The 22400-nt window shown below is 65.4% G+C and carries 25 protein-coding genes; 8 read left to right on the plus strand and 17 right to left on the minus strand.

Going from position 1 to position 22400, the window contains the following annotated elements; all coding sequences use genetic code 11:
* Window positions 1-9 precede the first annotated feature (9 nt).
* Both A3E1_RS0116135 and A3E1_RS0116140 read left to right on the plus strand, forming a co-directional pair.
* The gene (locus tag A3E1_RS0116135) at window positions 10-456 is read left to right on the plus strand and encodes a MarR family winged helix-turn-helix transcriptional regulator (protein ID WP_020521824.1); all 447 of its coding nucleotides are present in this window, start codon (window positions 10-12) and stop codon (window positions 454-456) included.
* Between the two features lie 25 nt (window positions 457-481).
* Window positions 482-964, plus strand: a complete 483-nt coding sequence (locus tag A3E1_RS0116140) for a hypothetical protein (protein WP_020521825.1) — start codon at window positions 482-484, stop codon at window positions 962-964.
* A gap of 4 nt (window positions 965-968) precedes the next feature.
* Here A3E1_RS0116140 and A3E1_RS0116145 read toward each other — a convergent pair whose 3' ends face one another.
* Genes A3E1_RS0116145 through A3E1_RS0116165 form a run of 5 tightly spaced genes read right to left on the minus strand, consistent with a single transcriptional unit; the run spans window position 969 to window position 6245 of the window.
* Window positions 969-2492 (minus strand): alpha/beta hydrolase, encoded by a 1524-nt coding sequence (locus A3E1_RS0116145; RefSeq protein ID WP_020521826.1) that lies wholly within the window; start codon window positions 2490-2492, stop codon window positions 969-971.
* A gap of 10 nt (window positions 2493-2502) precedes the next feature.
* Window positions 2503-3591, minus strand: coding sequence for an ATP-dependent DNA ligase (locus A3E1_RS0116150; protein ID WP_020521827.1), 1089 nt, complete (start codon window positions 3589-3591; stop codon window positions 2503-2505).
* The gene (locus A3E1_RS0116155; RefSeq protein WP_026208493.1) at window positions 3588-3983 is read right to left on the minus strand and encodes a VOC family protein; all 396 of its coding nucleotides are present in this window, start codon (window positions 3981-3983) and stop codon (window positions 3588-3590) included. The genes A3E1_RS0116150 and A3E1_RS0116155 overlap by 4 nt, the downstream gene beginning before the upstream one ends.
* Before the next feature lie 26 nt (window positions 3984-4009).
* A complete protein-coding gene (locus A3E1_RS0116160) occupies window positions 4010-4843 on the minus strand; it encodes a DNA-3-methyladenine glycosylase family protein (RefSeq protein WP_020521829.1) in 834 nt (277 codons plus the stop codon).
* A gap of 1 nt (window position 4844) precedes the next feature.
* Window positions 4845-6245: an SDR family NAD(P)-dependent oxidoreductase gene (locus A3E1_RS0116165; protein WP_020521830.1), complete on the minus strand. Its 1401-nt coding sequence runs from the start codon at window positions 6243-6245 to the stop codon at window positions 4845-4847.
* Between the two features lie 35 nt (window positions 6246-6280).
* On the opposite strand from A3E1_RS0116165, the gene A3E1_RS0116170 reads away from it, so the two are divergent.
* Window positions 6281-7333 carry a glucose 1-dehydrogenase gene (locus tag A3E1_RS0116170; RefSeq protein ID WP_020521831.1) on the plus strand — a complete coding sequence of 351 codons (1053 nt, stop codon included), beginning with the start codon at window positions 6281-6283 and terminating at the stop codon, window positions 7331-7333.
* Complete coding sequence (locus tag A3E1_RS0116175) at window positions 7330-7572, plus strand: hypothetical protein (RefSeq protein WP_020521832.1); 243 nt, start codon at window positions 7330-7332, stop codon at window positions 7570-7572. Before A3E1_RS0116170 ends, A3E1_RS0116175 begins: the two co-directional genes overlap by 4 nt.
* Here the strand turns inward: A3E1_RS0116175 and A3E1_RS0116180 are convergent.
* A complete protein-coding gene (locus tag A3E1_RS0116180; protein WP_020521833.1) occupies window positions 7557-8177 on the minus strand; it encodes a TetR/AcrR family transcriptional regulator in 621 nt (206 codons plus the stop codon). The genes A3E1_RS0116175 and A3E1_RS0116180 overlap by 16 nt on opposite strands.
* A gap of 56 nt (window positions 8178-8233) precedes the next feature.
* On the opposite strand from A3E1_RS0116180, the gene A3E1_RS0116185 reads away from it, so the two are divergent.
* Window positions 8234-8842: a thioredoxin domain-containing protein gene (locus A3E1_RS0116185; RefSeq protein WP_020521834.1), complete on the plus strand. Its 609-nt coding sequence runs from the start codon at window positions 8234-8236 to the stop codon at window positions 8840-8842.
* Here A3E1_RS0116185 and A3E1_RS40540 read toward each other — a convergent pair.
* Complete coding sequence (locus A3E1_RS40540) at window positions 8831-9718, minus strand: lytic polysaccharide monooxygenase auxiliary activity family 9 protein (protein WP_083929519.1); 888 nt, start codon at window positions 9716-9718, stop codon at window positions 8831-8833. The two genes, A3E1_RS0116185 and A3E1_RS40540, sit on opposite strands and share 12 nt — an antisense overlap.
* Window positions 9719-9822: 104 nt before the next feature.
* Here A3E1_RS40540 and A3E1_RS0116195 point away from each other — a divergent pair, with 104 nt between their 5' ends.
* Window positions 9823-10500: an SOS response-associated peptidase gene (locus A3E1_RS0116195; RefSeq protein ID WP_020521835.1), complete on the plus strand. Its 678-nt coding sequence runs from the start codon at window positions 9823-9825 to the stop codon at window positions 10498-10500.
* A gap of 2 nt (window positions 10501-10502) precedes the next feature.
* On the opposite strand, the gene A3E1_RS44795 is transcribed toward A3E1_RS0116195, so the two are convergent.
* The 5 genes from A3E1_RS44795 to A3E1_RS0116220 form a co-directional block, all read right to left on the minus strand.
* Window positions 10503-10961 carry an excalibur calcium-binding domain-containing protein gene (locus A3E1_RS44795; protein WP_020521836.1) on the minus strand — a complete coding sequence of 153 codons (459 nt, stop codon included), beginning with the start codon at window positions 10959-10961 and terminating at the stop codon, window positions 10503-10505.
* Window positions 10962-11049: 88 nt separating this feature from the next.
* Window positions 11050-11967, minus strand: coding sequence for a hypothetical protein (locus A3E1_RS0116205; RefSeq protein ID WP_020521837.1), 918 nt, complete (start codon window positions 11965-11967; stop codon window positions 11050-11052).
* A gap of 10 nt (window positions 11968-11977) precedes the next feature.
* Entirely contained in the window at window positions 11978-14452 is a 2475-nt protein-coding gene (locus tag A3E1_RS0116210) for an AAA family ATPase (protein ID WP_020521838.1), read from the minus strand.
* Complete coding sequence (locus A3E1_RS0116215) at window positions 14449-15585, minus strand: exonuclease SbcCD subunit D (protein WP_020521839.1); 1137 nt, start codon at window positions 15583-15585, stop codon at window positions 14449-14451. Before A3E1_RS0116215 ends, A3E1_RS0116210 begins: the two co-directional genes overlap by 4 nt.
* Window positions 15585-17327 carry an ATP-binding protein gene (locus A3E1_RS0116220; RefSeq protein ID WP_026208494.1) on the minus strand — a complete coding sequence of 581 codons (1743 nt, stop codon included), beginning with the start codon at window positions 17325-17327 and terminating at the stop codon, window positions 15585-15587. The genes A3E1_RS0116215 and A3E1_RS0116220 overlap by 1 nt, the downstream gene beginning before the upstream one ends.
* A gap of 82 nt (window positions 17328-17409) precedes the next feature.
* On the opposite strand from A3E1_RS0116220, the gene A3E1_RS0116225 reads away from it, so the two are divergent.
* Window positions 17410-18303, plus strand: coding sequence for an aminoglycoside phosphotransferase family protein (locus tag A3E1_RS0116225; RefSeq protein ID WP_026208495.1), 894 nt, complete (start codon window positions 17410-17412; stop codon window positions 18301-18303).
* Here the strand turns inward: A3E1_RS0116225 and A3E1_RS0116230 are convergent.
* From A3E1_RS0116230 to A3E1_RS0116240, 3 genes are read right to left on the minus strand one after another with little or no spacing between them, the layout of a single operon-like run.
* Window positions 18281-18535 (minus strand): DUF6510 family protein, encoded by a 255-nt coding sequence (locus tag A3E1_RS0116230; protein ID WP_020521842.1) that lies wholly within the window; start codon window positions 18533-18535, stop codon window positions 18281-18283. The two genes, A3E1_RS0116225 and A3E1_RS0116230, sit on opposite strands and share 23 nt — an antisense overlap.
* 1 nt (window position 18536) lies before the next feature.
* Window positions 18537-19265 carry a ferredoxin reductase gene (locus A3E1_RS0116235; RefSeq protein ID WP_026208496.1) on the minus strand — a complete coding sequence of 243 codons (729 nt, stop codon included), beginning with the start codon at window positions 19263-19265 and terminating at the stop codon, window positions 18537-18539.
* Window positions 19235-19834: a sulfite oxidase-like oxidoreductase gene (locus A3E1_RS0116240; protein WP_026208497.1), complete on the minus strand. Its 600-nt coding sequence runs from the start codon at window positions 19832-19834 to the stop codon at window positions 19235-19237. The genes A3E1_RS0116235 and A3E1_RS0116240 overlap by 31 nt, the downstream gene beginning before the upstream one ends.
* 73 nt (window positions 19835-19907) lie before the next feature.
* On the opposite strand from A3E1_RS0116240, the gene A3E1_RS0116245 reads away from it, so the two are divergent.
* Window positions 19908-20555: a class I SAM-dependent methyltransferase gene (locus A3E1_RS0116245; RefSeq protein WP_026208498.1), complete on the plus strand. Its 648-nt coding sequence runs from the start codon at window positions 19908-19910 to the stop codon at window positions 20553-20555.
* Here A3E1_RS0116245 and A3E1_RS40550 read toward each other — a convergent pair.
* Both A3E1_RS40550 and A3E1_RS0116255 read right to left on the minus strand, forming a co-directional pair.
* On the minus strand, window positions 20527-21153 hold the full coding sequence (locus A3E1_RS40550) for a pyrimidine reductase family protein (protein WP_020521846.1): 627 nt from the start codon (window positions 21151-21153) through the stop codon (window positions 20527-20529). The genes A3E1_RS0116245 and A3E1_RS40550 overlap by 29 nt on opposite strands.
* Window positions 21154-21280: 127 nt before the next feature.
* Window positions 21281-22369, minus strand: a complete 1089-nt coding sequence (locus tag A3E1_RS0116255) for a potassium channel family protein (RefSeq protein ID WP_020521847.1) — start codon at window positions 22367-22369, stop codon at window positions 21281-21283.
* Window positions 22370-22400 lie beyond the last annotated feature (31 nt).

Consider the following 22400-nt stretch of genomic DNA (forward strand, 5'->3'; position numbering starts at 1 on the left):
GGTCATGAGGTGACCAAGTGGCTTACCGACAAGGAGATGCACGCCTGGCTCGGCTACCGGCGGATGCGGCTGCTGCTTGACCTGCGGCTGGGCCGTGAGTTGATGGCGCAGAGCGGCTTGTCGGAGGCCGACTATGACGTGCTGTCGAACCTCTCGTCCGCCCCGGATCACCGCAAGCGGCTCAGTGAACTGGCCGCTCACATGCGCTGGTCGAAGAGCCGGCTCTCGCACCACGTGACGCGCATGCAACAGCGGGGGCTCGTGACCCGCGATGAGTGCGCCGACGACGGGCGTGGATCGCTGATAACGCTGACACCGCAAGGGCTTTCGACCATCGAGCAGGCTGCCCCGGGGCACGTCGCCTCCGTGCGCGAGCACCTCATCGATCTCCTGACGGAAGAGGAGCTTGACGTCCTCGGCACCATCGCACATAGGGTGGCCTCGCGTTTAGCGTGACTGTCCAACGGGGACATTGAGGGCCATGGCATACCTCTCGCGCTATCGCACCGCCCCCGGCGCGGGGACCCTGGCGGCACTGCTCCTAGTGCTGGTCTTCGGCAGCCCCGCTTACGTGAACTGGGCGCAGAGCTCAACTGATAGCAACACCGCAGGCGGCTGGTTCATGCGCCTGCTCGCGTGGCCCGCGTGGCGCTTCGATGCTGACGACTCCGTGCAGCAGGTTATCGCGGACGACATAAAGGCCATCCTGCTCGTGATCCTGTCCTTTGCCTTCCTGGCGATCCTGCCCGCTGCCCGCAGCGGAAGCCAGTTCCTGCAAGGGTGGGCCGCCTACATCTTCGCCGCCGCCACGGCCGGTTTGCTGGCCGCGTTCGTCCAAACTGGACCGACGCTGCTGAACGCCTTCCAGGCTGCTGGCACAGGTGCTATCTATGGCCTGTTCGTCGGCTGGATCGTGGGAGCGGCTTCGCTTGGCGGCGTCCGGCGAACTACCGTCGCCGCCTAAGGCCCTAGGCCGGGCAGGTCGTCCCGGCCTTGGGCACTTCCAGATTCACCAGGTACTTATTCACGATGCCTGTGATGCACGAGGTCTCGGGATAAGCGGTGTGGCCTTCGCCGTTCCACGTCAGGACCACCCCAACGCCCAGCATCGCGGCCAGCTTTGGTGTCTGCTCATAAGGAGTCGCGGGATCGCCCTTCGTGCCGACCACCAGGATCGGTGGTGCGCCCTGGGCCGCACCGGCCGGATAGGGGTCGCGGGCGGCGGGCCAGACCGAGCATGTGAGCATGCCCATCGCCAAGGCCGTGCCGAACACCGGATATTGCTCGCGCCATTGAGCTTGCAGGCCACGGATCTGCGTCAGCGACGCGGGCTTGCCGTCGTCAGCACAGTTCACAGCCGAGTTGGCATCGAAAAGGTTGGTGTATTCACCGGATGCGTCACGCCTCGCATAGTCGTCAGCCAGCGCGAAGATGCCCGCTGGGTTGCCGTCTTCAAGGTCTGCCAAGGCTTCGCCGAGCTCAGGCCAGCTGGCCTTGGAGTACATCGCGGAAACGACGCCCCAAAGGATCCATCCCGGGGTGGCCCGCCGGCCGTCGCGGTTGACCTGAGCCTTCTCGCGAGCCTGCTCCATCACCTTGAGCACCACCGCTTCCGCGTCACCGCTGACGGGGCAGCGGCCGCGGTTCGTCGTGCACCACGTGGCGAAGTTGCTGAAGGCAAGCTCGAAACCCTTGGCCTGTCCCTCCGCCGAGGACTGTGAGTCAAGCGTCGGATCGACAGCGCCGTCGAGCACCAGGGCCCGGATCTTGTCGGGGAAAAGCTGGGCATAGGTCGCGCCCAGCAACGTGCCGTAGGAGTATCCCAAGTAGGTCAGCTTCTCGTCGCCGACCTCCTTGCGAATTTGATCCATGTCGCGGGCCGCTTGCTCGGTCGAAAACAAGGACAGTCGCGGACCGTATTTCGCCGCGCAGGCGTCGGCCATCTTCTTGTTGAGCGCGACAACCTCGTCGTAATCGGCCTGCGTCGCCGGATCGGGATCGGCGGCGAACAGGGCGTCCAAATCGGACGCTGAGTAGCACTGAATGGGATCGGAGCGGCCGACCCCGCGCGGGTCAAAGCCGACGATGTCGAACCGGCGCGTGATCTCAGCGGGAAGCCCACGTGTCAGGAACATCGCGAGGTCCACTCCAGACCCGCCCGGCCCGCCCGGGTTCACCAGGAGGGAGCCGATTCGGTCGCGCTGGTCGCCAGCCCGGGCCCGGACGACGGAGATGTTCATCGTCGCGCCGTTGCCCGGGTTGTTCCAGTCCTGCGGCACCTGAACGGTGCGGCACTGGAACGAATAGTTCTCCGGCACGCGGCCGAGCACCTTGCGGGCTTCCTCGGTGCACGAGGACCAGCCCGGCTCTGGGCTCGCCTCCTTCGCCTGGCCACCATTCAGCACTGGCGGGATGCAGCACGCGGAGGCGGTCGACACGACCGCGACCGCCAGGCTGAGGGCTTTGACGACGCGAGAGGGGAGGCGCAACACGCTGGTGACTCTAATCTACGGGTGCGAGCACGTGGTCGACGCTAAGCCGCAACGGGCGCTCCAGCTGGTCATAGGTGCATGACTCCGGAGTGCGGTCGGGTCGCCACCGCTGGAAATGGGCGACCTGACGGAACCGGTCACCTTCCATGGCGTTGTAGGCCACCTCAATCACGAGCTTGGGATCGAGCGCTTCGAACGAGAGGTCCTTGGTGCCGCTCCACCGGCTGACCGCTCCAGGCATGCGCTGGCCCACGTTGACGCCTTCGGCTTGGGTCGCCCAAGCGGCCCAGGGGTGGTCTTTGGGATCGCGGTAAGGCGCCAGCTCATCGATCAGTTCGGCACGGCGCTTGGCGGTGAACGATGACGCCACACCAACGTGATGCAGCCGCCCGTTGTCGTCATAGAGTCCTAACAGGAGCGATCCGACGACGGGACCGCTTTTGTGGTAACGGAATCCGGCCACGACCACATCGGCCGTGCGCTGATGCTTCACCTTGAACATGACGCGCTTGCCCGGAAGGTATTCCATATCGGCGGGCTTAGCGATCAGCCCATCGAGGCCCGCTCCCTCAAACTCACCGAACCAGCGGCGTGCCGTCTGCGGGTCTGTCGTGATCGCAGTGACGTGCACGGGAGGCCGCACCTTGGCGAACGCCTGCTCCAGCACCTCGCGGCGCTGCGCGTAAGGCTTCTTCGTCAAGTCTTCGTCGCCTAGGGCGAGAATGTCGAAGAGCACGATGTCGGCGGGAGTCTCGACGGACAGCTTGTTCACGCGCGAAGCGGCCGGGTGAATCCGTTGCTGCAGCGTGTCGAAGTCGAGTTTGGGCAGCTCACCGTCGCGCCGCACAATGACGACCAGCTCGCAGTCGACCACACAGCGCGGCGGGAACTGGGCCAGCACCTGCTCGACTACCTCGGGGAAGTAGCGCGTCATGGGCTTTTCGCCCCGGCTGCCCAACTCGACGGTGTCGCCATCGCGGAAGATGATGCAGCGGAAGCCATCCCACTTCGGTTCATATGACATGCCCTCGGCTTCGGGCAGGTTGTCGACCGCCTTGGCGAGCATCGGCTCGATGGGCGGGTTAACCGGTAACGTCATGTGTTCTGCGCGTTCTGCCATAGGCCCATAATGTTGCCTTCGGGGTCGGAGAAGTAGCCGGTGAATCCCATGTCGGCGACGGCCTGGCGGCCCTGCACGACTTTGCCGCCAGCCTTTTCGATCTGCTTGAGCGCTTCGTCGACGTCATCGCAGCTGATCGTGAGGACAGGATTGCTCACGGGCAATTGCCGCGTGGTCATGCCGCCGTTGATGGCGCCGCGCTCCTTCGGCATGAAGGTCTCATCGACCTCAGCGGTCGTCACGCCCTGGTAGTCCTTGGCGTCCATACCCGGGTATGGATCGATGTTCCAGCCGAAGACATCGCTGTAGAACTTCTTCGCTCTGTCGACATCGTCAGCGGGGATCTCAAAATGAACCACACTGTTGGCCATGACCCCCATCCTAGGAGCGGGGTCCGTCAAAAGGACCGGAAGCTGCGGATCGGCATCCGGGGCCCATAACGCGGGGCCGCGATGCCAGCCTGCTCGATCATCATGCACACGCGCCCACGATGGCCAGCGAACGGTTCCAGCAGTTCCAGCATGCGTTCGTCGGTGCCGCGCGGTTCCCCGGCCAAGGCCCAGCTGATCGTGTTCTTGAGGTGGAAGTCGCCCACACTGACCGCGTCGGCGTCGCCGTGCACGACCCGCACGACTTCAGCGACCGTCCAGGGGCCGATGCCGGGCAGGGAAAGCAGGCGCTGGGACAGCGATGGCGAGTCGGGGCAAGCTTCAAGCGTGGCCGCTTTGGCCGCGGCGCCGATGACCACCCGTGCCCGCCGTTGCTCCAGGCCAAGCGGGTGAAACACGTAGTAGGGCGAGGTCGCGATCCGCAGGGGATCAGGGGGCAGCAACAGCCTTTCCGCCGGGCCGGGAGCGGGCTCGCCGAAGTGCCGCACGATCGCGGAATAGGCCTGGTAGGCCTCCTTGCCGGTGACTTTCTGCTCGCAGATCGCCTTGAGTAACCGGGGGAAGACGATGCCAGTGCGCGGGAAACGCAGCGGTGTCTTGGCCAGCCGCTGCACGAGCGGATGCTTTTCCGGTGTGAAGCCCGCTTCGCTGTCGTGCAAGCCCCGCATGCCGTCGGCCCGGGCCAAGAGCCACGCCGCTCCGGGCCCGAACGCCGCTACCTCTGGGTGCAAACAAATGCTTCCAGGACCCTCGGGGGTACGCGCCGCGAGCCAGTACTGCCCGTCGATCCAGCGGGCACACGGGTCGTGACGGCCGAACCCGATCAGATCGAAGGCGGCCATATCACCAGGCTGACTTCTGGTAATCCTTCAGGAAACAGCCGAACAGGTCGTTGCCGAGCTCGCCTTGCACGATCGGATCGTAAACGCGGGCGGCACCGTCGACGAGGTCGAGTGGGGCGTGGAAGCCCTCCTCGGCCAGGCGGACCTTGGTCGTGTGTGGACGTTCGTCGGTGATCCAGCCGGTATCGACGGCCGTCATCAAGATGTTGTCGGTCTCGAACATTTCCCGCGCACTCGTGCGCGTGAGCATGTTCAAGGCCGCCTTGGCCATGTTGGTGTGCGGGTGCCCAGGACCCTTGTAACCGCGGGAGAACTGACCCTCCATAGCGGACACGTTCACGACGTACTTACGGCGGGACATGGACTTGGCCATCGACGCGCGCAGGCGGCTGATCAGCACGAACGGTGCTGTCGCGTTGCACAGCTGCACTTCGAGCATCTCGATCGGGTCGACCTCATCGACGACCTGCACCCAGCTGTTCGTGGACACGACGTCCGGCACGAGGCCGCCAGCGTCGATCTGGGTGTTGCGGCTGGTGAGAGCGAGCGCGGTGACCTGCTGCGGGGTCAGCATGTCGTGTGGCATGGACTGAATCGCGGCAGCTGCCGGGGACGATCCCGTGTAGTGCCCAAACGAGATCAGCTCGGGGAGCTGACCGCCGGGCAGAGGAGCGGCTTCGGCGGCGACGAGCGGAGCGTAGGCGCCGGGGCTGCGGCGCACGGTCTGCGCCGCGTTGTTGATCAAGATGTCGAGCGGTCCCTGATCGGCCACCGAGTCAGCCAGCGCGATGACCTGTGCCGGGTCCCGCAGGTCGATGCCGACGATGCGCAGCCGGTCGAGCCACTCGTGACTGTCTTCCATCGCCTTGAACCGGCGGACCGCGTCGTTCGGGAACCGCGTCGTGATCGTGGTGTGCGCACCATCACGAAGCAGCCGCAGCGCGATGTACATGCCGATCTTCGCGCGGCCGCCGGTGAGCAGGGCCCGCTTGCCGGTCAGGTCGGTCCTGGCGTCGCGGCGAGCGCGGTTGAAACCGGCACACTCCGGGCACAGCTGGTGATAGAACGCATCGACCAGCGTGTAGCGCTCCTTGCAGATGTAGCAGGGACGAGCGCGCTTGAGTTCGCCCGCTGTGGCACCCGCAGTGGGGGAAACGAGCGGGATCCCAGCGGTCTCGTCGTCGATGCGCCCTGGGGCGCCGGTCGCGGTGGCGTGAGTCACCGCGTTGTCGTTTGCTAAGACGGCCGCGCGGGCATCTTTACGGCGCTGTTGCTTGACCGCCTTGAAGATCGCCGCAGTCGCGCGCCGGACCGCGACGGCATCCGGGTGCTCAGGGGGAAGCTGCTCCACCTCGGCAAGCACGTCGAGGCAGATTTCTAACCGGGTGGGATCGATTTGCACCCGGCAACTTTACCGGTCTTGCGAGGATAGGGACTATGCGAGCGCTCACGGTCACAGCAGGAGTAGCCGGGTCGCTGTCGGTTCAGGACATGCCTGAGCCCACCCCGCCCGAGGGGTCATTGCAGGTCGATGGGATCGCGGTAGGCGTCTGCGGTACCGACCGGGAGATCGCGGCGGCCGAATATGGCACGGCGCCGCCGGGCGAGCAGAAGCTGATTTTGGGCCACGAGTCACTGGGCCGGGTGCGGTCGGCCCCGGCCGGAAGCGGCTTCGCCGCGGGAGATCTGATCGCTGGTGTCGTGCGCCGGCCCGATCCCGAGCCCTGCGGCGCCTGCGCGGTGGGCGAGTTCGACATGTGCCGCAACGGCGGTTACACCGAGCGCGGCATCAAGGAGGTGCATGGTTTCGGCAGCGAACGCTGGTGGATCGAGCCCGAATACGCGATCAAGGTGCCCGCATCCCTTGGCGCACTTGGCATTTTGGTCGAGCCGGCCTCGGTCGTGGCCAAGGCGTGGGAGCAGGTGGAGCGGATCGGCGGCCGGGCCTGGTTTGACCCCAAGCGGGCCTTGGTCACCGGGGCTGGGCCGATCGGCCTGCTCGGAGCTTTGCTCGGCATTCAGCGTGGCCTTGAAGTGCACGTGCTGGACCGCGGCACCGATGGCCCGAAGCCCGATCTCGTCCGCGCCCTAGGGGCGACGTATCACGCCGAGCCCGTTGAAGAAGTGACCGAGCGGATCAAGCCGGAAATCATCATCGAGGCGACCGGCGCCGCTCCTGTCGTCCTGGGCGCCATCGCCGGCACGCCAGCCTATGGCGTCGTGTGCCTCACCGGCATCTCATCGGGCAAGCGAAGGTTGCTCGACGTCGGTGGCATCAGCACCTCGATCGTGCTGGAAAACGATGCGATCGTTGGCTCAGTGAACGCCAACCAGAGGCATTACGCGGCCGCGGTCGACGGACTGTCCAAAGCGGACCCCGCCTGGCTAGATCGCCTCATTACCCGGCGCGTTCCGCTGGAGCAGGCCCCGGAGACCTTCGAGCCGCAGGACGGCGATATTAAGACTGTCATCTCTATCATGGAGCTATGACCTCTCCCGAGCGGTTCGAAGAGATCCCGCCATCACAGGCTCCGCGCCTGGTGCCGTGGACCGAGGACAGTAATTTCCTTTCCCCGGCCGGCCAGATCGCCGGCATGTCCGCTTTCGCTGACGGTGCGACGAGCAGCTACCGCAGCAAAGGCGCGAGAATCGTCCTTAAGATCGTCGTCGGCATCCTCGTCATGGCCATCGTGCTCGCCGGTTTCTGGGGCATCTACGGCCGCTTCTGATCCGCTTCGAGCCCCGACAAGATGAGTTCCAGTCCACCATGGAATTCGAGGTCGGCCGAAACAGACCGTGCCATGCTGGCGGTCTCCGCCAGCATGGGGTAAAGCTGTTGCGCCTCAAGGCTTGCCGTCCCCGGTCCGCTCAGGGAACCTAGGTGCTGGGTGAGCAGGCTGCCGATCAAATAGCTCAGTAACGCGCGAAACGCGATAACGCGCTTGTGTCCTGAGAAACCAGCATGCGCCAGGACGCTCAGGATCGCCTCGCCGAGACGGCGAACGCCATCGCTGCTTTGCCTGTGCGCCAACGTCAGCGGAGTGATCCCGGGATGTGCGCTGACCGCATGCCGGGCGCGGTCCAGCAGGACGGTCAGCTGCTTTTGCCACTTCGCCCGGGCCGGGGGCGTCACGTCGAGATCGCCCAGGACGAGGTCGACGACCAGGCGTTCCAGTTGCTCGCGGTCTTTTACATAGCGATAGACCGCCATTGTGGTCAAACCCAGCTCTGTCGCGACAGTGCGCATGGACAGAGCACTCAAGCCGTCACGGTCAATCACGGCAAGGGCGGCGGCCGCGATGGCTTCGGGCGTCAGGGAACGGGGACGTGGCACAGCTCATGAGCATACGCCGTATACTTACGTACCCTGTAGGTGTATGGTGTACACCTATGACGCACTGGAAGGCGGGAGATGTCGTTCCCGCACGAACCCTGTCAACCATTCATGCCGCGACAGTGTCCATCCCCGATTCCGCCTGGCTGACGCATCTTCAGTTCCGCCGTTTCGCGGGCTGTCCTGTGTGCAATCTGCACCTGCGTTCCTTTGTGCGCAGGCACGATGAGATCACCCATGCTGGCGTGCGGGAGGTCGTGTTCTTCCACTCCGCGCAAGACGAGTTGTTGGAGCACGCGGCGGATCTGCCGTTCGCGGTCATCGCCGATCCGGGAAAGCATTACTACGCCGAGTTTGGGGCGGAGACTGGCAAACGCGCGCTGTTTGATCCGCGTGCTTTCGGGGCGATCGTGAAGGCTATCGGCGTCAGCATCGTTGGCGTGCTCAAGCGCGGTCACCGCGTACCCCCAATATTTCCTGAAGGTGGGCGGTATGGCCTGCCGGCTGACCTGCTCATTGACCGCGTCGGCCTGGTTCTGGCGGTGAAGTATGGCGAGCACGCCGACGACCAGTGGAGCGTCGAGGACATGCTCGCCGTCGCGCGCGAAGTCCCGGCGCCTGCGGGACCAGGCGCCGGGGTGGTGCGAGGGGGGTTAGACCGGTAGCCAGAGCGCCGCTACATAGGGCGGCTCCCAGCCGGGCAGGGACGTGTGTGCCTGGCGGCACTGGTACGTCACGCCGTTGTAGGTGACACGCGTCCCCGCGGTGTAGGCCACGCCCGCCGCCCAAGCCGGGTATTGGCCCGTGGCTGTCGGTGTCGGGCTGGCCGTGGGCGACGACGTCGGTGAGGACGTTGGCGAAGCAGACGGTGATACAGACGGGGATGTCGTTGGCTGCACACCGCCGAACGTGACGTCACTGCAGGCGTAGAACGCCTCGGTGCTGATGCCCGGGGTCCGTTGCCAAATCGTATAGATCAGGTGACGGCCCGTCCGTCCACTGGGGATGGTGGTGTTGAAAACGTAAGACCCGTTGATGAGCGGCGGGTCGGTGACACGTGCGAACGGGACGGAATCCAGATCGGACCACTTGAGCGGGGCCGCCGGGTTCCAGCCTTGCTTAGTCATGTAGAGCTCAAACGTGCCCAGGTGGGGAGCGGTCGCCCGGAAGCGGAAGGTGAAGCTGCCAGCGCTGATCGGGGAGGCGACCCAGTCGGCACGGGGCAGGTCGAAACCGGCGTACTTGTCGCGGCCACCGCTGCACAACCGTCCATCCGGGATGATCGCCTTGTGGTTGCCGCCGGCGTTGGCCTGGTTGATCTCGTTCCAGTCATACACCGGCTGGGTGCCACCGGTGGCGACCGCGGCCTGGCAGGCGGCGGAGTCTGGGGATTCCGGCCCCTCCAGGAAGCACTGGTAGATCCGGCTCACTGGATTGATCGCGGTGCCGTGCCCTTCCGCGACGCCATTGAGCACGACCGCCGCGAGGGCCGGCGCCGCGGCGAGGACTGCCGCCGCGAAGGCCACGCGCGAAGCTCGCATGTAGACGTACCTTCTCTCATTAAGGAAACTTAACTAAGAGATGACGTTACATCGACTAGCGTCGGGGTAACCTTTCGAAAGCCTTAATAGTTAGGCTAGGGATCATGTGCGGACGTTATGCCTCGGCGCGCAGCCGGAACCAGCTGATGGAAGCGTTCAAGATCGAAGAACCTCACGCCGCTGAAGTGTCGCGTCAGGACTACAACGTGGCGCCGACGAAGAAGGCTCCCGCTGTCCTGGCCACGTTGCCAGAGGATGCCGACCCGGTGCGCGAGCTTCGATTGCTGCGCTGGGGCCTCATTCCCAGCTGGGCCAAGGACGGCAAGCAGGGCATCAACAACGCCCGCGCCGAAACGGTGCACGAGAAGCCAACATTCAAGAAGGCTTTCGCGGGCCGGCGGTGCTTGCTGCCCGTGGACGGTTTCTACGAATGGTTCCAGGTCGACGGCGAAAAACAGCCATTCTTCTTGCGCCCCAACGACGGCAGCGTGCTCGCCCTCGCCGGCATCTACGAGCTGTGGAAGGATTCCGAAGAGGAATCCGACCTGCGCTTCACCCTCATCACCACGCAGGCCAGCGACGCCATGGGCCACATTCACGACCGCATGCCGATGGTAATCGACGCGCAAAACTGGGACACCTGGCTCGATCCGCGCATGTCCAATGTGGAGCAAGCGCACGGCCTCATGGTTCCCGCCCACGACCTCGAGGTCTATCAGGTGGCCAAACTCGTCAACGCCGTCCGCAACAACGGCCCCGACCTCATCCAGCCCCTGACGTAAACCTAAGACTCGCAAGCGATGCCGTCGTTGTCGCCATCCAGCCTGTAGGGATCGCTGCCAATGACCCGGAAGTTGCGGTGGCTGATCTCGCCGCAGTCGACGTCGTCGCGGATCGGCAGGCAGGCGCTGTAATTGGGGTGGCAGGCGGGTTTTGGCGCGCTGCTTGTCTTCACCGGCTTGGGTGTGGGCGACTTCGTCGTCGGGGCGGGCGCTGGTGCGGCAGCGGACGTCGTCGTGACGACGACAACCGGTTCGAGAGTGGGAGACACGACCGCTTCCGGGGACTTAGTGCGCACTGCCGGGGTCACGGAAGTCTTCGGCTCCGGCGCATCCGGTATCAGTCCGCCTAGGACAGCGCTTCCACCGCAGCAGATGGCGACGATCGCCACGAGGACAAGGACGATAACGCCCACCGGCTTCTTGAAGAAGGCCAGGACTTGATCACTGATGGTGTTGGGCACGCAGCTGAACGTAATCCTGATGACGTCACGGAGCAGTCGTCTTTTGGTTCGTCATCTAAGTATTTCGGCGTCCCCCGAAAGTGGACAGTTAGGACGCGGCGGCTTTGACGAGCGCGCGGTGGAGGAACTTGGCGTCACCCAGCAACTGGCGCAAGCGTTTCTCCAGCCCGGCGATCGGGACGAGATTTTGGGGCGCGCGAGGGTCCTTGTAGGGCACGGAAGCGAACCTCGGCAGCGTCACGGCTGACAGGTCAGCGAGCCGGATCGCTTCGTGCTCAGGCAACTCCGCCGAACACTCGACCCGCACGATGCCCGCCCAGGGCGCGCCTTTGACACCGGGCAGGCGCAAATACCACGTTAGGCGTTCATACACTCCAGCGATGCGGAAGACCGGCGTGCGCTGCCCCGCGGTTAGCGAGGTCACGACCGGGATGAGCCGCTCGGGAAGGTATTGCTTCTGTTGCGTCTTAACGTATCCCAGCGTCCGTGGCAAAGCGTCCCGGCTGCGCAGAGGACCATCAACAATGAGCAAATCATCGGGCGTACGCGTCAGCCCCGACACCGCGATCTCAAGCTCGATGAGCGAGCGCTGAACGGCGTTGGACAGGTCGGTTTCGTCAGCCCCGACAATGGATTCAGCCCGGTAACGAGCCGGAGCGGTGCCCACATCGGACACATCCTCGGCGGAGGTGAAGATGGTGCGCTCCACGCGCGCCTCGGTGAGCTTGGCGGACCCTGGCGTGCACTCCACGACGCCAGCGGCATAGGAGCACGCGAGCCCGGGGTGTTCGCCGATCCACAGGCGGGCATCGGTGCGGCGGACTCCGTCAACGAGCAGGACCCGCTGTGGCGCGGCCAGCCCTGCGGGCGGATCCATAGGGCGCCATTGTTTCTCGCCCAGTTCAATAGCGAGATCGAGCTTCGCGCTGCTCGTCTCTGCCGGACCGTCGCTTGCGTCGCGGCTGGACCCGAAGCCCGGGTTCCACGCATCGACGTAAAATAACATGACTGTAGTTCTAGCCTATGCGTTCAACTCTGGCACTACGGGCGTCCTTAGTAATTTCGAAGCGGACCGGGATGCGCTCGGCGAGACTTTGCACGTGCGTGACCACGCCAACCATGCGATCTCCTTGGGCGGCAAGGTTTTCCAGGGTCGCCGCGACAGTGTCCAGAGTGGACGCGTCGAGGGTGCCGAATCCTTCGTCGAGCATGATGGATTCCAGGCTGGCGTTGGCGGACATGCCGCCCAATTGTTCGGCCAAGGCCAGGGCCAGCGCTAATGAGGCTTGGAAGGTTTCGCCGCCTGACAATGTTCTGACAGCACGCCGCAGCCCGGCGTCGTGATGGTCGGCGACGAAGAACTCGCGGTCGTCGTGAATCAGGTCGTATTGCCCGCCGGAAAGCTGCCGCAGGATCGACGATGCTCCAGCGACCAGGGCTTCTAGCGCCTCCTGGAGCAGCCAGGCCTCAAAGTTGTTTGCGCGCAAGTGCTGAGCAAGAGTCGCTGCGACCTGGCGTTCTTGCTCGATGGTGGCTCGCTGCGCCTGCAATGAGGCGGCCTGCGTGCGCATCTGCAGAATCCGTTCACGGGCCGCGCTGGCGCGTTCGGCGGCCACGGCGGCGGAGCGCTGATGCTCACCTGTGCGGGGCCGGGGCAAACCGTTGTCGGTGAAGAGCCGGTCGAGCGCTGACGCGAGCTGGCTGGCCTGCGCCTGCGCTTTGTCGAGGTCTTCCCGCAGCCGGTTGCGCTGCTCCTCGGTGGCCGCCTTTTGACTGGCGGCCCAAGCGGTGAGGCCAGCCCAGGCCTTGCCCAGGTCGTCGCGATCGGGTGCCGGGGGAGCGAGCGCGGCGACGGTGTCACGGGCGGAATCGAAGTCGCGCCAGGCTTTGCGCATGCGTTCCTCGGCCTGCTGCGCCCTAGCGGTGGCTTGCCGGTGCGCTTCACGCGTGGTGCGCAAGGCGTTTGTCGCCTCGGTCAGCTCACGGCGCTTGAGCTCAACGGTTTTGAGCTGCTTGCGCAACTCCTCGGGGGCTTCTGTTCCGGCGAGCAGAGCGTCGATCTCGGCCAGGCGCGAGGCCAGCGGATCGTGCTGCGCGGTGGCGGTGGTCAGCTTACGGTCGGCCTCGCGATGCTCTCTATCCACTTTGGACAGCTGAGCTTTCGCTTTGGTGGCAAGCTCTTCAGCACTCGCGAGGACCTGCTTGGCGGCCGCCATCGCGGGCTTTTCCGGCTGCGGTGGCACGGTCTCGACCATCTGCTCGCAGACGGGACAGGCGTGGCCGGCCAACAGATCACGGCGCATCCACGCGGCGCGGTCGGCATGCTGAGCGGCGTCAAGGGCCACCTTCGCGGCGTTGACCTTCTCCTCGGTCGCCGTGACGTCACGCTCAGCGCGCTCCAGCAGCTTGGCTGCCTTCTCGCTCAGATCGCGTGCCTTCTTGACCTCGGTGTCGAGGGTGGACAGCCGGGCGGCGAGCTTGACCCGCTCCTCGTGCATGTTGAGCACCGCGGCCAACTGGGCCGGGTCGGGACCGTGGTCGAGCTGACTGCGCAGCTTTTCTTCCCGCTCCTCGGCGGCACCCGCGGCGACGGCCGCGTCAGCGATCGCGGCAGTAGCTTGCTGCGCCGCCGCTGCCAGGCCGGCCACGTCGCCAGGAGCACGCACGAGGGCGAACAGGGCCAGCCGTTTGTCGGCCTCGCCCACCGCTGCCGTTACGGTGGCGGCCTTTTCGTGTGCGGCGGCAAGGGCTGGCAGTGACGCGTCGACTTGAGCCACGAGTTCTTCAGCGTGCTTGAGCGCCTCGTTGGCATCAGCCAGGGCCTCGTCGGAGCCGGCCGTGGTCAGCTCCAGCAACACGGGCTCGGTCGCGGCCAGTTGCGCGTTTGCCTCGGACACAATGCTTGTCGCCCGGTCGCGCACCTTCTCGTAGACGTCGAGGCCGAGCAGGCGTACCAGAATCTCCTGGCGCTCAGCGGGTTTCGCGTGCAAGAAGGCGGCGAACTCGCCCTGCGGCAACACGACGCACTTGATGAACTGGTCGTAGGGCAGGCCAACGACGCTGCCGATCGCCCCGTCCAGCTCGGCCGGGCTGCCCGCCATGGCTTCGCCGAGCTCGGTGGTCAGCTCGCCGCTGTCCAGAGTGGACGGATCGAAACCCGGCGAAAGTGCCTGCAGCGCAGCCGATCGCGTCGAGACGCGTCCTTTGCTGTCGCGGCGCACGACGCGCGTGACGGCGTAACGCGCTCCAGCGGCTTCGAAGATGAGCCGCACGGCCGCTTCGGTGGCCGACGGTGCGAGCGCGTGTGCCACCGACCGCACGCCCCAGCGCGGAGCCGTGCCATAGAGCGCGAAACACATCGCGTCGAGAACGGTTGACTTTCCCGCGCCGGTCGGGCCGACGAGCGCGAAGAAGTCAGCATCGGTGAAGTCGACGACGGTCTGCTCACGAAACGCGGCGAACCCGCGCATGTCCAGCCGCAGCGGCCTCATGACGAGACCTCGTCGTAGAGGCGGTCGAACATGGCCTGCGTAGCGACGTCGGTGCTGCCTTTGTGGGTGAGGTAGTCAGCGAACAGTTCCGAGGCGCTGCGGCCAGCGCGGGCGATGCGTTCCTCGCCTTTGTCTTGCTGGCCCACGTCAACCCGGATCTCCAGGGCGCGCGGGAACAACTCCTGCACGGCTTCGCGCAGCCCGGCGCGGGCTGGTTCCTGAACGTAGACCCGCAGCCACGCGTCACCAGTGTCCAACGTGGACAGATCGGCGAGCGTGCCGCGGATCGTGCGCAGTGGCACCGCTACCGGAACAGCGACCGGCCGTGTCGTCGCCGCCGTGTCGGCCTTCACCTCGATCATCGTGACGGACGGGACGTTTTCTTCTTCGCCGAAGTCAATGGCGATAGGTGAGCCGCTGTAACGGATCGGGCAGGCGCCCATCATGACCTGTGCCCGGTGCAGGTGCCCTAGCGCGACATAGTGCGTGTCCGACGGGAAAACACTCGCCGGCACCGCATAGCCCAGGATCGTGTGCGCTTCCCGTTCCCCGCCGCCCATCAGTCCACCCACGACGGTCATGTGAGCCATGATGAGCTTGACCTCGTCGGCGCGGGCGTCCTCGGACAGCCGCGAGACCAGCCGCTTCACGTGATCGGCATAGGTCGCCTGAGCTTCGGCCTCGGTCAGCTCGAACATCTCCAGGGCGCGCACGGCATAGCGCTGAGACAGGAACGGAAGCGCGACACAGCGCCACTTCTCGCCGCTCTTGGTCGTGCCGCGGATGATGTGGTCTTCGGCCTTCTCGCTGACCCTGCCGCGCAGCGTGATGCCAGCGGCGTCGGCCCACGAGCGCAGGGCGTCAAGCCCGGCCGCGTTGTCGTGGTTGCCGCCGATGACGACCACATCGGCACCGGTCGCCCGCAACGCTGTCAGCGCACGGGTCACCACGCGGGTCGCCTCGGGGATCGGCTGCGCGGTGTCGTAAAGGTCGCCCGCGACCAGGATCAGGTCGGGCTGTTCGTTTTTCGCGATCTCGATGACACCGGCTAGCGCGGTGATTTGCTCATCGAGCCGGGACCGTCCTTTAAGGACCTTCCCCACATGCCAATCAGACGTGTGCAGAATTTTCATCAGAAAGGAATCCCGTCGTCGGGTGCCTTGACAACCTCAAGCGGATCGGTCGAGCTGATCATGCTGGCGAGGGTGGCGCGCGGAGCGGGGCCGGCCTCACCGGGGCGAGTCGCCCAGGCGGGGAAGGGGAACTCAACCGCGAGCGGGACAGGGATCTCGGGCTGGGCCACGAACATCGTGCCCGGTTTGGCCAGCAGCACCCGCTGGCGCTGGGCGGGCGGCAGGAAGCCATATTCCGGCCGTGACGCTTCAGCCGGGTCAAGCCGGCCCACGACACGGATCGCGGAGTTGGCGACGATCCGCCGCTCCACTTCGGACGCGGTCTGCTGTGCCCCGATGAGCACGACGCCCAGGGACCGCCCGCGCTCGGCGATGTCGAGCAGCACCTCTTTGATCGGGCTGGTGCCCTCGCGCGGGGCGTATTTGTTCAGCTCGTCGAGCACGACGAAGAGCAGGGGCTTGGCGGAGCCGGCCTTCTCCTTGCGCTCGANCTCGGTCTTGAGCGTCACCCCGACGACGAAGCGCTGTGCGCGGTCCGGCAGGTTGTGCAGGTCGACGACCGTGACCTGGGCACCTTCGGTGGTGGAGATGCGGTGGGACTTCTTCGATGACAGGTCACCGCGGATCAGCCGGGCTAGGTCGCGTTTGCTGGAGATGAGCCGGCGGGCGAACGCGTTGATGGTTCCAATCCCGACGGAGGTGCCAGCCCAGGTCATGCGGGACGCCTCGTCGTTGAGCTGGTCCACGAGGTAATCGACCAGCGCCTCATAGCTGTGCAGCGCCGTGCCATCGATGGCCACGCTGCCGTCTTTGTCGACCGCTGTGCGGGCGAGCTGCGCGGTCACGGCATGCACGACCATCGTGTATTGCTGGCGTTCATCGTCGGCGTCGGCGAAGACATAGGGCAGCAACCGGTCGCCACAGAATTCACTGAGCGTCCAGTAGAACGGGTCGACCCCGGTGAGCCTGCTCGCCACGTCGGGGCTGCCGGTGCGGTCGCCCTGGCGGGCCGGCGCATAGACGCTCACCTGTGGGAACGGCGCGGCTTCGAGCCCGAGCCGGTGGTATTGCTCGCGCGTGCGCTCATCGAGTCTCGTGTTTGGATGGTCGAGGAACAGCAGGTCTTCGCCTTTGACGTTGAAGATCAGCGCTTTGGTGTTGATCGCGTCGTTGCCGAACACACCCGACCGGAACACGGAGTAGAGGAGAAACGTCGCGAAGCTCGTCTTGGTGGCCACGCCGGAAATGCCGGAGATCGAGACGTGAGCGCCGCGGCTGCCATCGAGGAAGTCGGCGTTGAGGAACACGGGCAGGCCGTCGCGGCCCAGGCCCATCGGCAGCCGGCGGTGCATGCGGTCAAAGGACAGCGCACTGTCACGGGCCTCGCCCTCAGCGCGGTAGGCGACAGCGCCCGGCAGCGGCGGAACAAAGACCTCGGGCTCTACCCGGGTGACCGTGACCTCGGCGGCTTCCTGAACCATCGCGGGCAGCATGCCGTCAGCGATGGCGAACACGTCTGAATCGAAGGTCGCGCCCTCATGCCGGGCCCGAACACTCGTGACGACACCAGCGATCGTCACCTCACCACGGTCGGCGAGGTTTCGCTTGGTCATGACTACGTCATCTAGTTGGAGATATTGCCCATCCGTGACCGCCACCCAGAAGGTGAGCGGACTCGCGTCCTCGGTGCCCAGCACCCTGCCCACTGGCTCACTCACGCGGACGACCCTACCGCCTGCCACCGACAGACCAACTTCGCCCGCGCCGTCCCACCGTCCGCTTTAGACGTCGTGGCAGGAAAGCTGCGAAGCTTCCCGAGTGGACATGCACGCTGATCAGCTAAACGTCTCGCTCACCACGGTCCGCGCCCTGATCGATGAGCAATTTCCCGAGTGGCGGGCGCTAAAGATCACCCAGGTCGCGGCCAAGGGCACCGTCAACGCGATCTTCCGCATCGGTGCCGGCCTGGCTGCCCGATTCGCCTTACAACGCCAAGATCCCGCCGCCGCGCGAGAAGGGCTGCGGACCGAGGCGGCAGCCGCCCGTGAGCTGCTTGGCAGGACACGTTTTCGCACGCCGGAGCCGGTCGCGATGGGCCAGCCGGGGCACGGCTATCCGCTACCTTGGTCGGTGCAGACCTGGCTGCCGGGTCACGTGGCCACCGGCGACGGTGAGCCGGAAGCCTTCGCCGAGGACCTGGCCGAGTTCATCCACGATGTCCGGTCAATCCCTACTGGCGGGCGTACGTTTCGTGGCAAAGGCCGCGGCGGTGATCTGCGCACCCACGATGCCTGGCTGGAGACGTGCTTTCAGCACAGCGAAAACATCTTGGACGTGCCTCGCCTGCGCCGCATGTGGACTCAGATGCGGGAACTTCCCCGCGGCAGCGCCCCCGACGTGATGAACCACGGTGACCTGATTCCCGCGAACGTGCTGGTGTCCGAGGGCAGGCTGGCCGGGATCATCGATGTCGGCGGCCTTGGCCCCGCCGATGCGGCCCTGGATCTCGTCAGCGCCTGGCACCTGTTCGAGCCTGGTCCACGAGCGGCTCTTCGCCGGGCGCTGAAATCTGATGACCTGGAATGGGAACGGGGCAGGGCCTGGGCTTTCCATCAGGCCATGGGACTCGTCTGGTACTACGCCGAAAGCAACCCGCCGATGAGTCAGCTGGGCCGCCGCACGCTGGCCCGCATCGTCACAGCGGGATCTGAAGGCTGACGCACCCGCGCAAGTCCAGCCAGGCGCCGGAGGGGCCGCGCACGAGACGCAGCACGACCTCGTCACAGCCCGGACAGCGAGCGACCAAGCCCGGGGCGCTGGTGTAGACGCGCAGCGCGGCGACCGGGCCGGTCTGCCCACAAGCGACACACTGCCCCGAAGCGGCGGTCAGATCGACGGCGAAGATTTCGCGTAGTGGCCCGGCAAGGGCGTTTCCATCGACATAGGTCATTTCACCCTCCCGTGGGACCGAAGCGTTCCGTTTTCACTTTGCGGGGCTCATGCCCGAGCGCGACGAGGATGTCGGCTACCGTCTCGACGAAACCCGTTGGGCCGCAAACGAAACAGTCGGGCTGAAAGTCAGCCGGCCAGCCGTGGGTGTTGACGTCGGCGACGCCGATCCGCCGCCTTTGCCCGCCAGCTCGCGTGAACACATAGCTCACGTCCAGGCCGCCTTCCAGACGCCGCAACTCGGCCGCGTAGAGCACATCGTCTGGTGTGCGGGCCGAGTAGATGAGCCGGAAGGGAACCCGGCTGGACGCGGCACGGCGAGCGCGGATCATCGCCATCAAGGGCACGATCCCCGAGCCGCCAGCGACCAAGAGCACAGGGGCGGTATCCGTTGGGCGCCAAACGAACCAGCCCCCGACCGGGCCGCGCAGCTCGACTTGGTCACCGGGTTTGAGCACGTCACCGAGGTAGGGTGACACCTCGCCATCGGGCACCTTCTGCACTGTCAGCTCGACGCGGTCGCCGTCGGTGGCCGAGGCGAGCGAGTAACTTCGCTGCGCGCTGTAGCCGTCTTCGGCGGTCAGCCGAACGTCAACATGCTGTCCGGCCAAGTGGCCGGGCCAGCCGGGCACGTCGAAGACGAGGCTGCGGGCGGTGGCGGTTTCGTCGTGAAGCGACGATAGCGTCGCCACGCGCCAGGTCAGTCGCCCTGGTAACGCTGTTCGCGCCATGGGTCACCGTAGTCGTGGTAGCCGGCCGTTTCCCAGAATCCGGGCTCATCTTCGAGCAGGAGCTGAATGCCGCGTACCCACTTGGCCGACTTCCACAGATACAGATGCGGCACCAGCAACCGCGCCGGGCCTCCGTGCTCGGGCGGCAAAGGCGCGCCATCGTATTCGTAAACGATCCACGCCTGCCCATCGAGAAGGTCCTCCAACGGCAGGTTGGTCGTGTAACCACCGTAGGAATGGGCCAGCGCGAAATCGGCGGCGGTCTCTACTTCTTCGAGCAGCACGTCCAGGGACACCCCACGCCACGAGGTCGACAGCTTGGACCACTTGGTGACGCAATGCAGATCCACCGTTGGCGTTTGGCTGGGCAGGGCAAGCAACTCGAGCCACGACCAGTGGTGCTGCTGCCCGGCCTCGGTCGTGATGGCGAACTGCCACGACTCCAGCGGGATTCGCGGCGTCGGCCCAGCCGACAGCACGGGAAAGTCCTCGGTCAGATACTGCCCTGGCGGCAGCGCTGGCCCTGATGATCGTGGCCGGCCCTGAAAGCCGGGCGAGACAATGCCCACGCCCTACTCATACCACGGATCCGACGTCGGGTTGATGACAGTAAGAAAGGCGATGGGCCGGTACGGTGCAGCGGTGGCGAGCAAGCTGACCAACCGCATCCTTGACGGTGCCAATCCCAACTCAGTTTCGGCGAAAGCGCGAGGCAAGCGCTGGGCTGAGCTGATGCGCCGCTTCCCGGAGCTGGATCAGATGAAGGTCCTCGACCTTGGCGGCCGCCCCCAGTTCTGGCGCGATGCTCCCGTCAAACCGGCTGCGGTGACGACGGTCAATATCGTTGACCTGCCCGCGGACGAGCCGTGGATCACGACGCTCGTCGCCGACGCCTGTGCCGAACGGTGGACGCACGGGACGTTTGACCTCGTGATATCGAACAGTCTGCTGGAGCACCTGGGCGGCGTCGCGCGCCGGGCGCAGTTCGCCAACGTCGTGCATCAAGCGTCAAACCGCTGGTGGATTCAGACGCCCTACCGCTATTTCCCCGTTGAGCCGCACTGGTTCTTCCCCGGGTTCCAGTTCCTGCCGTTGCCGGTGCGCATCAAAATCACACAGCACTGGCCGATGGGTTACCGCCGCGCGCGTGACTACGCCACCGCCTATGACCACGTGCAAGAGGTCGAACTCGTCACCATCACCGAGATGAAGCGGCTCTTTCCCGAGGGTGAGATCTGGAAGGAGCGGATGGCGGGGCTGGTCAAGAGCCTCGTTGCCGTTCGTACTTAAGCAACAGCGTTCCATCCTCAGCCGCGTTGGCGTGCACCAAACGCATTCGGCGCGGCTCATGCGGCGTACCCTCAATGATCCGGCCAGAACCGGGACCCGCGAGCAAGGGTGACAGGGTCAGATACATCTCATCGACAAGGTCTTCGCCCGTCAGCGCGCCGAAAAGATAGGGCCCGCCTTCACAGAGCACGTGCTGTAACCCAAGCGCGGCAAGCTTTTCCAGCCCTTGCGCGAGTGTCGTGAACCGGATCGTGTCAGCTCCCGCGACCGCACCTTCGCTTGGCGTAAGGATTATCGGCCGCACGGGCGCCTGGGCCAGTGCGGGATGGTTCGGGTCAAGGTTCAAAGACCTTGAGACCACAACCAATCGGGGGTACTCAGTGAGCCCGTTCTCCAGTCGCCAGGCCCTGCGTTGCGCGTCGAGCGTTAGCGGCCGGTAGTTCTCGGCACGAAACGTCCCGGCGCCGACCAGCAGAGCGTCGCAATCGCGCCGCAGCAACCGGAACTGCTTCTTGTCTTCCTCGCCGGAAAGTCCAGCCGACAGCCCATCGACCGCGACAGCACCGTCCAAACTGGACACAAAGTTGACGCGCAGCACGCCCTATTCGCCCGCCGCACCGGTCGCTGGCGGGGTGGGCTCGGGTGCCTTGTGCTGGCAGTCGCACCAGTTGTGGCCGGGGCAATCGTCGTGACGCTTTTCCCGGCAGGGCCGGCAAATCATGCCTTCACCCTAACCCTTGCGGGGCGATGTCGCCGGAGTCGGCCTCAGGATGCGGGTCACTCAGGCGCGGACGGCACCCGACGACGACCACGCGGTCGGTGCTGAGCAGGCTGGAGACTTCGCGATAGGTCAGGGCGTGCCCGCCCCGCAGCACAGCGATCGCTGGTTCGGCTAGCTGATCGGGGCGCTTGCCCACTTCACTTGGCTCGACCGGGCGCTCGACGAGTTCGAGACCGTCGCCGTGCACGAGCAGATCCGTGAACACTTCGCCAACGGCAGGGGAGTTGGCCGCGACGCCAAGCAGCCGTCCCGCGGCCTCAGAAGACGTCACGATCGCGTTGGCCCCCGAGCGAAGCAGTAGCGCCTCGTTCTCCGATTCGCGGATGGACGCGACGATCACGCAGCGGGGATTGAGTTCCCGTGCGGTGAGCGTCGCGAGGACCGCTGTGTCGTCACGGTTCGTCGCGATGACGACCCGTTGCGCGTTGGGGACTCCCGCTTTACGCAGCACGGTGCTGCGGGTCGCGTCGCCCAGGATGGCCGCGTAACCATCGCGGTTGGCTTCCTCGACGAGCGCGGGGCGCTGGTCGACGATCACGAATTGATCGCTGGGCACGCCTGAGGCGGCCAGTTGCTGAATGGCGCTGTAACCCTTGGTGCCGTATCCAATGACGACAGTGTGATCGCGCAACGTGTCCCTCCACCGGTCTTTGCGCAGCTGTTCGCGATAGCTGCGGGTGAGGACCTGAAAAGTCGTGCCCACGAGAATGGCCAGGAAGGCGATCCGCAGCGGGGTGATGAGCAAAATGTTCGTCAGCCGTGCGGTGTCGCTGACCGGCACGATGTCGCCATAGCCCGTGGTCGATAGCGTCACGGTGGCGTAATAGAACGCGTCGAGCCAGTCGACTTCGCCGTCTGAGTTGTCGTTATAGCCACTTCGTTCAATGATCACGATCGTCGCGACAACGGACAGCACAGCCAGGGCGTAGAGCACCCGTCTCCAAATCTGGCGGACGGGATCGAAGCGTTTCTCCGGCAGGAAAATCCAGCCCCGGGACAGACCCAGGGCCGAGACTTTCTCCGTTATCGCCATGATAAGAAGAATATCCACTTTTGGGGCTTTG

The sequence above is a fragment of the Catelliglobosispora koreensis DSM 44566 genome, from assembly GCF_000379685.1.
GTDB lineage: Bacteria > Actinomycetota > Actinomycetes > Mycobacteriales > Micromonosporaceae > Catelliglobosispora > Catelliglobosispora koreensis.